Raw genomic sequence first — 10,537 nt, forward strand, 5'->3', positions numbered from 1 at the left:
CTTGCCATGTGCTACGGAATGTGTAGCAATTGCGCTATCGAAACTGTAGCGAAAAGGCCGCGCCATGCCAAGGATCGCCCCGCTGGAACCGCCGTATGCGCCCCAGATCAAGGCCCACTTCGACGCCATCATGCCCCCGGGCGCCGATCCGCTCGTGCTGTTCCGCACCCTGGCGACGGGCGAGCGCGCCTGGCGCAAGTTCCGCGCCGGCTCGCTGCTGGACCGCGGGCCCCTCGGCCTGCGCGACCGCGAGATCGTCATCGACCGCACGTGCGCGCTCGCGGGCTGCGAGTACGAGTGGGGCGTCCACGTCTCGGCCTTCGCCGAGGCGGCGAGGCTGACGCCGCAGCAAGTGCGGGCGACGGTGCTTTCGCCGCCGGACGACGCCTGTTGGTCCCCAGGCGAACAGGCGCTGATCGCCGCGGTCGACGCCCTGCACGCACGGGCGGCCCTCAGCGACGACGAGTTCGCCGGCCTGGCCGCCCATTACGACACCGAGCAGATCTTGGAGGTGCTGCTGCTCTGCGGCTTCTATCGGACCGTCGCCTATGTCGCGAACGGCCTGGACCTGCCGCTGGAGCCGGGCGCCGCCCGCTTCCCGCCTGGGGTCAGACCTTCTCGCTGATCTTGATGGCCGCGCGGCAGCCGGCGCGGATCACGGCCGACAGCACCGCGTAGCCGGGGGCTTCCCGCGCGCCTTCCTCGACGGCGAGGTCGCGGTGGGCCAGCTCCTCGTCGCGGAAGCGCGAGAGCTCGGCGGCGAGGTCCGGCTCGCGGCCCTCCAGCTCGGCGATCTGGCCGGCGTAGTGGCCCTCGATCACGCTCTCCACCGCCTCGGTGCAGGCGTGGGCGGCCTTGGGCCCCATCAGGGCGGTGCCGGCGCCCAGGGCGAAGGCCGCAAGCCGCCACACCGGCGTCATCGCCGTCGGCCGCACCCCGTGCTCAGTGAGGAGCGCATCGAAACGGGCCAGGTGCACCGCCTCGTGGCCTTCCATCTCGGCGAGCTGGTCGGCGATCCGCTCCTGGCCCTTCGCCTGGCTCAGCACCGCGCGCTGGCCGCGATAGATGTGCACCGCGCCCAGTTCCCCGGCGTGGTCCACGCGCAGGATCTCGGCCAGGCGGGCGGCGACGCCGCCGGGACCGGGGCGGGGAGGGATCGGCGCTTGGCTCATCGCTTGGTCCTTTCACGCAGGACGGCGGCCAGGCTCATCAGGGCCAGGCCCAGGGAAATCACCGCGTTCCAGCCGGCCATGGAGAGGCCGGCGAACACCCAGGGGGCTTCGTCGCAGGCCGGCGGCTTGATCTCGTCGCCCCGCAGGAGTCCGGCCATGGCCTCGGCGCTGGCGCCTCCGCCGGCCGACGCGCAGGCGGTGGGGCCGGGCCAGAACTTCCACTCCGCCCCGGCGTGATAGACGGCCACGCCCATGCCCACCAGGAAGATCAGGCCCAGGAGCGCGTTGAAGCCCAGCCGCCAGCGCTCGCCGCGGGGCAGGCGGGTGACGACCATGCCGGCCGCCGCGACAGCCGCCGCGACCCAGTAGACCTCCCGCTGGCGCAGGCACAGCGTGCAGGGGGCGAGGCCGCCGAAGGTCTGGAAGGCGTGGGCGATCGCCAGCATCGCGGCCGACGCCGCCAGGGCGCTGAGGCGCCAGCGATCGAGGATGGGATTGAGGAGCCTGCGCATCTGGCCTGGATATGAGCGCAAAACGCGCCTCAGCCCAAGAGCTTCACGGCCACGACGGCGCCGATCAGCAGGACCACGCCAACGGCGGTGTAGATGCCGAGCCTGCGCTCGACCTCCTCGCGGATGGCCGGGCCGAAGTACTTGAGCAGGGTGGCGGTCAGGAAGAACCGCGCGCCGCGGGTGACCACCGAGGCCCAGATGAAGGTGAAGAGGTCGAACTGGGCCAGGCCCGAGGCGATCGTCACCAGCTTGTAGGGGATCGGCGTCAGGCCCTTGATCAGGATGACCCACAGCCCCCACTGGGCGAACCAGGCCTGGAACACCTCCGGCCCCTCCGGATGGCCCATCAGCCGCAGCAGGAAGTGGCCGACCGGCTCTAGGTAGAAGCCGATGGCGTAGCCGAGCAGGCCGCCGAGCACCGAGGCCACGGTGCAAAGCCCGGCGTAGAAATAGGCCCGGTCCGGCCGCGCCAGCACCATCGGCGCCAGCATCACGTCCGGGGGCACCGGGAAAAACGAGCTCTCCGTGAACGACACGGCGAACAGGCCGGCGGGGGCGTGGCGCGATCCGGCCAGGCCCATCACCCAGTCGTAGGTCTTGCGAAGCATCGGCGGTCCAGACGAGGGGGAGCTCTCAAATTCCCTAGCTAGAGCAATTTGCGGGCCGGCGTCAGGCCAGAAGCGACGACAAGGGAGCCAGCCGCTCTGGCGCGCATTTAGTTTCATATGATACGAATTGCGCCAAAGGAGACTTGCCGATGAACGTTTCGGTCCAGACGCCCGCCGCGCGCGACCTGTTCGAAAACCCGCTCGGCACCGACGGCTTCGAGTTCGTGGAGTTCACCTCGCCCGAGCCCGAGCGCCTGAAGGGCCTCTTCGAGCTGATGGGCTTCACCGCCGTCGCCCGCCACCGGTCCAAGAACGTGCTGCGCTTCCGCCAGGGCGACATCAACTTCATCCTGAACATGGAGCCGTCGGGCCAGCCGGCCGAGTTCCGCGCCGTCCACGGCCCCTCGGCCAACGCCATGGCCTTCCGCGTGCGCGACGCCGCCCGGGCCCTGAAGCTCGCCGTCGAGCGCGGCGCAAAGCCCGTGCAGGGACCGGTCGGGCCGATGGAGCTGAACATCCCCGCGATCGAGGGGATCGGCGGCTCCAACCTATATCTGGTCGACCGCTACGGAGCCCAGGAAATCTACGACGTGGACTTCGTGCCCATCGCGGGGGCGGACGAGGCCGAGGCGCGCCAGGGGGTCGGCCTGACCTACATCGACCACCTGACGCACAACGTGTTCCGCGGGAACATGGCCACCTGGGCCGGCCTCTACGAGCGCATCTTCAATTTCCGGGAGATCCGCTACTTCGACATCGAGGGCGCCCAGACCGGCCTGTTCTCCAAGGCCATGACCAGCCCCTGCGGCAAGATCCGCATCCCGCTCAACGAGAGCCAGGACGACCACTCCCAGATCGAGGAGTTCCTGCGCGACTACCACGGCGAGGGAATCCAGCACGTGGCCCTGGGGACGGACGACATCTTCGCCGCGGTGGAGGCGATGCGCGAGCGGGGCGTGCGCTTCCAGGACACGCCCGACACCTACTACGAACAGCTCGACGCCCGCGTCCCCGGCCATGGGGAAAACCTGCAAAGGCTGGCCGCCGACCGGATCCTGGTGGACGGCGCGCCCACCGAGGGCCAGGGTCTGCTCCTGCAGATCTTCACGGAGAACATGATCGGACCGATCTTCTTCGAGCTGATCCAGCGCAAGGGCAACGAGGGCTTCGGCGAGGGCAACTTCAAGGCGCTGTTCGAGTCCATCGAGCTCGACCAGATCCGCCGGGGGGTCCTGCCGGCCAAGGACGGCTGATGCGGCGTATCGGGATCGCTCTGGTCTTGGCGGTGGCGGGAATGGCGAGTTCGGGCGGGGCCCAGGCGGCTCCGAAATGGGCGATCGTGGCGCATGGCGGGGCGGGCGTGATCGAGCGCGGCCAGCTCAGTCCCGAGCAGGAGGCGGCCTACCGGCGGTCCATGGCCCTCGCCGCCGAGGCTGGAGCCGTCCTCCTGCGCAACGGCGGCTCGGCCCTGGACGCCGTCGAGGCGGCGATCAAGGTGCTGGAGGACGACCCGCTGTTCAACGCCGGCCGCGGCGCGGTCTTCACCGCCGAAGGCCGCAACGAGCTCGACGCCGCGATCATGGACGGCCGCACCCTGGCGGCCGGCGCCGTGGCCGGCGTCACCCGCACGCGCCATCCGATCGCCCTGGCCCGCGCGGTCATGGAGCGCTCGCCGCACGTGATGCTGCAGGGGGAGGGCGCAGACGCCTTCTCCAGGGCCATGGGGCTGGAGCAGGCCGACCCCGCCTTCTTCTTCACCCAGCGCCGCTGGCGTTCCCTGGAAAAGGCCCTGGGCGCCCAGCGCCTGCCGATCCCCGAGCCGCCCCCGGGCGCCGGCGCTCCGCGGCCGAGCGACGAACTCGTACACGACGAAGGCAAGCACGGCACCGTCGGCGTCGTCGCCCTGGACGTGCGCGGCGACGTGGCCGCCGGCACCTCGACCGGGGGCACCACCGCCAAGCGGTGGGGCCGGGTGGGGGACAGCCCCGTCGTCGGGGCAGGCACCTACGCGTCCAATCGCTCCTGCGCGGTGTCCGGCACCGGCACGGGCGAGTACTTCATCCGCCTGACCGTGGCCCGGGAGATCTGCGCCCTGGTCGAGCACAAGGGCCTCAGCCTGCAGGCCGCCGCCGACCAGGTGGTGCAGCGCGAACTCACCGCTCTCGGCGGCGACGGCGGGGTGATCGCCGTGGCGCCCGACGGCCAGATCGCCTGGAGCTTCAACACCTCGGGCATGTACCGCGCCGCCGCCGCCGAGGGGCGGCCGCTCAGCGTGGGCATCTACAAGGACGAACCGTGATGGCCAACCGCAACTGGATTCCCGTGCGCGGCGCCCAGGGCCGCCATTCGCGCCAGGCGCACGCCGACCTTCCCGACGGCGCCTTTGAGCGGGAGATCTCCAAGGAGGGGTTCTTCGGCCCGGCGGCCTTCATCTACCACCGCCATCCGCCGACCGGCTGGGTCGGCTTCGAAGGGCCGCTGCGCCCGCGCGCCTTCGACCTGAATCGCCTGAACGAGGCCGCGGCCTCGCCCTGGAGCGCCCCGGTGGTGCTGCACAACGCGGCGGTGGAGATCCGCTTCTGGGCGCTCGCCGCCCCCATGCCTTCGCTCGCCCGCAACGCCGACGGCGACCAGCTCCTCTTTATCCACCGCGGGCGCGGCGAGCTGTTCTGCGACTATGGCCGGCTGGAGGTGCGCGCCGGCGACTACCTCTACCTGCCGCGGGGGACCATGTGGCGCCTGGCGCCCGCCGAGCCCATGTCGATCCTGATGATCCAGGCGACCAACACCCACTTCACCCTGCCGGACAAGGGCCTGCTGGGCGGCCACGCCCTGTTCGACCCGGCGCTGCTGGACACCCCCGCCCTGGACGAGGCCTTCCGCGCCCAGCAGGAGGCGCCGGGCGAGCACAGGGTCGAGATCAAGAAGCGCGGCCAGGTCTCGGTCGTGACCTATCCCTACAATCCGCTGGACGCGGTCGGCTGGCGCGGCGACCTGGCGCCGGTGCGGCTGAACGTGGCCGACTTCCGACCCGTGGCCAGCCATCGCTACCACCTGCCGCCGAGCGTGCACACGACCTTCCTGTCGGACCGCTTCGTCGTCTGCACCTTCGCCCCGCGGCCCTTCGAGACCGATCCCGGCGCGTTGAAGGTGCCGTTCTTCCACAACAACGACGACTATGACGAAGTGCTGTTCTACCACGCCGGCGACTTCTTCAGCCGCGACCACATCGAGGCGGGGATGATGACCTTCCATCCGTCCGGCTTCACCCATGGCCCGCACCCCAAGGCGCTGAAGAACATGCTGGTGCAGACCAAACCCGCCACCGACGAATACGCCGTGATGATCGACACCCGCGATCCGCTCGAGGTCGGCGACGCGGCCCAGGTGGTGGAGAACCCCGACTATGTGAACAGCTGGAGGCCCGCCCCGTGACCCTGCTGCGCGCCATGTCCGGACGGCGGGCCTAGCCATGGCCGGAGCCGAATTCCACCAGGACCTGAACGCGGCGGCGGCCGAGGAGCTGGCGCGGGCCTGCACCCTCAGCTGGCGCCAGCTTTCGGAGCTGGCGCCCTGGGGCGATTCCTACGAGGGCTTCACCCCGCTCGGCCGCACGGTGACCTTCGAGCGCAACTACCTCTGGGAAGGCGAGCCCGGCGGCGGCATCCGCATCGAGGTCAACGTCTTCGAGCCCGAGGCCTTTGAGGACGGCGCCCAGGCCACCTGCGTCGTCGATGTTCCCCAAGACGAGATCCGGCAATGAAACTGGCGTCCCTCAAAGGCGGCCGCGACGGGCGGCTGGTGGTGGTCTCGACGGACCTCGCCTGGTGCGCGCCGGCCGATGCGATCGCCCCGACCCTGCAGGCGGCGCTCGACGACTGGGCGCGGTGCGAGCCGCTGCTGCGCGGCCTGTCCGAAAGCCTGGAGCACGGCGCAGTCCCGCGCGAGCGCTTCCACGAGCACGACGCCGCAAGCCCGCTGCCGCGGGCCTACCAGTGGGCTGACGGCTCGGCCTATGTGAACCACGTCGACCTCGTCCGCCGCGCCCGCGGGGCCCAGATGCCCGAGAGCTTCTGGACCGATCCGTTGATGTACCAGGGCGGCTCGGACGGCTTCCTGGCGCCGCGCGACCCGATCCCCCTGGCCGACGAAGCCTGGGGCTGCGACATGGAAGGCGAGGTGGCTGTGATCACCGGCGACGTGCCCCAGGGCGTGACGCCGGAGGCGGCGCTGGACTGCATCCGCCTGGTCCTGCTGTGCAACGACGTGTCCCTGCGCGAGCTGATCCCCGCCGAGCTCGCCAAGAACTTCGGCTTCTTCCAGTCCAAGCCCGCCTCGGCCTTCTCGCCCGTTGCGGTGACGCCCGACGCCCTGGGGCCGGCCTGGCGCGAGGGCAGGCTGCACGGGGCCCTCGAGGTGGAGCTGAACGGCGCACCCCTGGGTCGAGCGGACGCCGGCGTCGACATGACCTTCGATTTCGGCCGGCTCGTCGCCCATGCGGCCAAGACCCGCGCCCTGGCGGCCGGCACGATCATCGGCTCGGGAACGGTGTCGAACCGCGGGGCGGATGGAAGTCCAGGAAAATCAATCGCCGAAGGCGGATTGGGCTATTCCTGCATCGCCGAACTGCGTTCGGTGGAGGCCATTGCCCATGGAGCGCCCACGACCCCGTTCCTGCGGTACGGGGATCGCGTAAGGATTGAAATGCGCGACGCGCGCCGCCACTCAATCTTTGGCGCCATCGAACAGGAGGTCGTTCGGCGATGACCGCTCACCCGCGACCTGCCGACGCCGAGACCGTCCAGTCGGACCTGAAGCTCGACGACTATCTGCCCTACCGGCTTTCGGTCGCCTCCAACGCGGTGAGCAGCCTGATCGCGCGGGCCTACGAGGACCGCTTCGGCCTGACCATCCCCCAGTGGCGGCTGATCTGCGTCTTGGCCGAGGACGGGCCGATGACCCAGGGCGCGATCGTCACCCGCACGGTGATGGACAAGGTGACGGTCAGCCGCGCCGCCCAGGGCCTGGCCCGCCGCCGGCTGATCGAGCGGGCCGAGCATCACGCCGACGGGCGCTCGCACATTCTGGCTCTCAGCCGCGAGGGCGCGCGCCTGCACGGCGAGATCGCCCCCCTGGCCCTGGCCTATGAGGCAGCCCTGATCTCGGGCCTCGCGCCGGCCGAGGTCGCCTTGCTGAAACGGCTGCTCATGCGGCTGCAGGGCGCGGCCAACGCGCTCGCTGGCGAGGGCGGCGTCGTCCGCTGAAGAGGCGGTTCTGGCCTCAGGCGACCGCGTCGACGGGGCGCACGCCCCAGCGATGGGAGCCCTCGCCGAAGCGCAGGTGGAAGCCGTAGGCCTGCCGCCGCGCCTCGTTGCGCCAGTTCTCCTCGAAACTGGAGATCACGGCGGCCTCCAGCTCCTCGGGGATCTGCCTCACGTCGTGGCCCATGGTGCGGGCCACCTGTTCGATGACCACTTGGCGGTGGGCTTCTCCACCCAGCGCAAGCAGCGCCTCACGAACCCGTCTAGCCAGGGCCTGGCGGCCTTGCGACCGCTTGGCGGCAGGCTGCGTGTTGTCCGAGGCTTGATCGGCGATCTTTCTCATGACGCCCCCCAGGTTGCATTTCACCTGATTAGCGTAGGGTTAAGGCGAGAATTAGGCATATTCGGCGCGTTAACCATGATTGCGGGGTGAAATTTGCCCCAAATTGTCGCGGGCAAGCCTCCGCAACCGCTCCCGGAGGCCATCTTAGGATTGCATATCGCCTGCGACGCCCGCTGTGCGTTCACCATGAGGAGCCCCGCGACAGCAAATGTGGCGACTTTGCGCCGGGGCCGGCCGCCGTCAGCCTCCGCCGAGGGCGACGGCGGTCTGGTAGACGATGAGCGAGGCCAGATAGGCCAAGGAGAACATGTAGACGAACATGACCCCCGGCCAGACCCAGCTGTTGGTCTCGCGCTTCACCACGCCCAGGGTCGCGGCGCACTGGGGCGCGAATACGTACCAGGCCAGGAACGACAGCCCCATGGCCAAGGACCAGTCCTGCGCCAGCACGGTGGCCAGGGTCCCCGGCTGGTTCTCGGCGTCGCCCACGGCGTAGAGCGTGCCGAGGGTGGCCACCGCCACCTCGCGCGCGGCCATGCCGGGCACCAGGGAGACGGCCATCTGCCAGTTGAAGCCGATGGGGGCTAGCAGCGGCTGGATCGCATTGCCGATGATCCCGGCGAAGCTGTAGTCGATCGCCGGGTCCGTCGCGCCCTCCGGCGCCGAAGGGAAGGTCGACAGCACCCAGATCACGATGTTGAGCGGCAGGATGATGCGGCCGGCCCGGCTGATGAAGATCTGCGCCCGCTGCAACAGGTTGCGCGCGACGGTTTCGGCGTCCGGAAGCTTGTAGGTCGGCAGCTCCATCAGGAACGGCTCCACCGCGCCGCGCCAGAACACCTTGCGGATCACGAACGAGACGGCGAGCGCGCTGAGGATGCCGGCGGCGTAGAGGCCGAACATCACCAGTCCCTGCAGGTTGACGAAGCCCCAGACGGTCCGGTTCGGGATGAAGGCGGCGATGATGAGGGTGTAGACCGGAATCCGCGCCGAACAGGTCATCAGAGGGGCGACCAGGATCGTGGTCAGCCGGTCGCGCTTGGCGTCGATCACCCGCGCCGACATGATTCCCGGAATCGCGCAGGCGAAGCTGGAAAGCAGGGGGATGAAGGCCCGCCCGTGCAGGCCCGCCCCGCCCATGATCCGGTCCATCAGGAACGCGGCCCGGGCCATGTAGCCGAAGTCTTCCAGGAGGATGATGAACAGGAACAGGACCAGGATCTGCGGCAGGAACACCAGCACGCTGCCGACCCCGGAGATCACCCCGTCGACGATCAGGCTCTGCAGGAGGCCGTCCGGCAGCACCTGCGCCGTCAGCCCGCCGAGGGCGGCGAAGCCGGCCTCGATGGCGTCCATCGCCGGGGTCGCCCAACTGAACACCGCCTGGAACATCGTGAACAGCAGGGCCAGCAGGATCGCCAGGCCCCACACCGGGTGCAGCAGCACCGAGTCCACCTTGCCGGTGAAGGTGTCAGGATGCTCGGGCGGGCGCACGTGGGCGCGCAGGATGCGTTGGGCTTCCTTGTGGGCGTTGCGGATCTCGGCGGCGTCCAGGGCGTGCCAGCGGCTTTCGCCGGCCAGGGCGCCGGACGCGATCAGCTCGTCCACCTGGCGCAGGAGGTCCTCGACCCCGCGCTTGCGCGTGGCCACGGTGGTCACGATCGGCGCGCCGATCTCCCGCGACAGGCCCTCCAGGTCGATGCGCAGCCCCTGGCGCTGGGCGATGTCGTACATGTTGAGCGCCAGGACCAGCGGGCGGCCCACCGCCTTCAGCTCCAGGATCAGGCGCAGCACCAGGCGCAGGTTGGTGGCGTCGGCCACGCAGACCACCACGTCGGGCGGCGTCTCCCCCGCCAGCCGGCCCAGCACCGCATCGCGGGTGACCGCTTCGTCGGGGCTGCGCGCGCGCAGGGAATAGGTGCCCGGCAGGTCCAGGATGTACAGACTGCGGCCGCCGGGGGTGGTGGCCACACCTTCCTTGCGCTCAACGGTCACGCCGGCGTAGTTCGCCACCTTCTGGCGGCTGCCGGTCAGGGCGTTGAACAGCGCGGTCTTGCCTGAATTGGGATTGCCGACCAGGGCGACGCGGGCCGGCGTAAGCACAGCCTCGGTCATGGACGCGGAGCGTCCAGCATCAGCCACACGTCCTCGGCGTCGCGTCGGCGCAAGGCCACCCGCATGTCGTCCAGGCGCACGGCGATCGGGTCGCGGCGGATCGCGCCCTCGTGGATCAGCGTCACCCGCGCCCCCTCCACGAAGCCGAACTCCAGCAGGCGCCGCTGCAGCTCGTGCACGTCCACGCCGTGGTCGGCCGGATGGCTCTCGGCCCGCACCTCGACGATCACGCCGGAGTCGCCCGGCGAGGCCTCGCTCAGGCGCACCAGGACGCCGGCCGGCGTGGCGGCGTCACGGGCCTCGGCGGCGCGCATATCGTTCATCCGGTCGTCCTGAGCTCGGAAGTGGGGAGAATAGCCTGCGAACGATTATCAATTACGGCCTCCGCCGCGGGAAGGCAACCCGGCGATTGGACGCATAGCCGCTGGGGCCGGATCGACGCCTTGCGCTGAATCAAGGCGCGCCTGGGCGCGGGGGGCTATCAAACCCACCGTGGCGCAGCACCTATCGTCGGTATGCGCTTCGA

The 10,537-nt window shown here is 70.1% G+C and carries 13 protein-coding genes; 7 read left to right on the top strand and 6 right to left on the bottom strand.

Annotation, left to right across the window (positions count from 1 at the left end; all coding sequences use genetic code 11):
• Positions 1–64: 64 nt before the first annotated feature.
• Positions 65–625, top strand: coding sequence for a carboxymuconolactone decarboxylase family protein (locus ACK4YQ_RS14910; RefSeq protein WP_409612235.1), 561 nt, complete (start codon positions 65–67; stop codon positions 623–625).
• Here ACK4YQ_RS14910 and ACK4YQ_RS14915 read toward each other — a convergent pair.
• From ACK4YQ_RS14915 to ACK4YQ_RS14925, 3 genes are read right to left on the bottom strand one after another with little or no spacing between them, the layout of a single operon-like run.
• Positions 609–1,172: a demethoxyubiquinone hydroxylase family protein gene (locus tag ACK4YQ_RS14915; protein WP_409612236.1), complete on the bottom strand. Its 564-nt coding sequence runs from the start codon at positions 1,170–1,172 to the stop codon at positions 609–611. The two genes, ACK4YQ_RS14910 and ACK4YQ_RS14915, sit on opposite strands and share 17 nt — an antisense overlap.
• A complete protein-coding gene (locus ACK4YQ_RS14920; RefSeq protein ID WP_409612237.1) occupies positions 1,169–1,684 on the bottom strand; it encodes a disulfide bond formation protein B in 516 nt (171 codons plus the stop codon). The genes ACK4YQ_RS14915 and ACK4YQ_RS14920 overlap by 4 nt, the downstream gene beginning before the upstream one ends.
• Before the next feature lie 29 nt (positions 1,685–1,713).
• Positions 1,714–2,292 (bottom strand): YqaA family protein, encoded by a 579-nt coding sequence (locus ACK4YQ_RS14925; RefSeq protein WP_409612239.1) that lies wholly within the window; start codon positions 2,290–2,292, stop codon positions 1,714–1,716.
• Positions 2,293–2,441: 149 nt separating this feature from the next.
• On the opposite strand from ACK4YQ_RS14925, the gene hppD reads away from it, so the two are divergent.
• From hppD to ACK4YQ_RS14955, 6 genes are read left to right on the top strand one after another with little or no spacing between them, the layout of a single operon-like run.
• Complete coding sequence (gene hppD / locus ACK4YQ_RS14930) at positions 2,442–3,545, top strand: 4-hydroxyphenylpyruvate dioxygenase (protein ID WP_409612241.1); 1,104 nt, start codon at positions 2,442–2,444, stop codon at positions 3,543–3,545.
• Positions 3,545–4,591: an isoaspartyl peptidase/L-asparaginase family protein gene (locus ACK4YQ_RS14935; protein ID WP_409612243.1), complete on the top strand. Its 1,047-nt coding sequence runs from the start codon at positions 3,545–3,547 to the stop codon at positions 4,589–4,591. The genes hppD and ACK4YQ_RS14935 overlap by 1 nt, the downstream gene beginning before the upstream one ends.
• Complete coding sequence (locus ACK4YQ_RS14940) at positions 4,591–5,727, top strand: homogentisate 1,2-dioxygenase (protein WP_409612245.1); 1,137 nt, start codon at positions 4,591–4,593, stop codon at positions 5,725–5,727. The genes ACK4YQ_RS14935 and ACK4YQ_RS14940 overlap by 1 nt, the downstream gene beginning before the upstream one ends.
• Positions 5,728–5,764: 37 nt before the next feature.
• Positions 5,765–6,055 (top strand): hypothetical protein, encoded by a 291-nt coding sequence (locus ACK4YQ_RS14945; protein ID WP_409612247.1) that lies wholly within the window; start codon positions 5,765–5,767, stop codon positions 6,053–6,055.
• On the top strand, positions 6,052–7,059 hold the full coding sequence (locus ACK4YQ_RS14950; RefSeq protein ID WP_409612249.1) for a fumarylacetoacetate hydrolase family protein: 1,008 nt from the start codon (positions 6,052–6,054) through the stop codon (positions 7,057–7,059). The genes ACK4YQ_RS14945 and ACK4YQ_RS14950 overlap by 4 nt, the downstream gene beginning before the upstream one ends.
• Positions 7,056–7,556, top strand: a complete 501-nt coding sequence (locus tag ACK4YQ_RS14955) for a MarR family winged helix-turn-helix transcriptional regulator (RefSeq protein WP_409612250.1) — start codon at positions 7,056–7,058, stop codon at positions 7,554–7,556. The genes ACK4YQ_RS14950 and ACK4YQ_RS14955 overlap by 4 nt, the downstream gene beginning before the upstream one ends.
• Positions 7,557–7,572: 16 nt before the next feature.
• Here the strand turns inward: ACK4YQ_RS14955 and ACK4YQ_RS14960 are convergent, their stop codons facing one another.
• The 3 genes from ACK4YQ_RS14960 to ACK4YQ_RS14970 form a co-directional block, all read right to left on the bottom strand.
• A complete protein-coding gene (locus tag ACK4YQ_RS14960) occupies positions 7,573–7,896 on the bottom strand; it encodes a hypothetical protein (protein ID WP_409612252.1) in 324 nt (107 codons plus the stop codon).
• A gap of 240 nt (positions 7,897–8,136) precedes the next feature.
• A complete protein-coding gene (locus ACK4YQ_RS14965) occupies positions 8,137–10,011 on the bottom strand; it encodes a ferrous iron transporter B (RefSeq protein WP_409612254.1) in 1,875 nt (624 codons plus the stop codon).
• A complete protein-coding gene (locus tag ACK4YQ_RS14970) occupies positions 10,008–10,334 on the bottom strand; it encodes a ferrous iron transport protein A (RefSeq protein ID WP_409612255.1) in 327 nt (108 codons plus the stop codon). The genes ACK4YQ_RS14965 and ACK4YQ_RS14970 overlap by 4 nt, the downstream gene beginning before the upstream one ends.
• Between the last annotated feature and the right edge of the window lie 203 nt (positions 10,335–10,537).

Source organism: Phenylobacterium sp. (genome assembly GCF_046291545.1).
GTDB lineage: Bacteria > Pseudomonadota > Alphaproteobacteria > Caulobacterales > Caulobacteraceae > Phenylobacterium.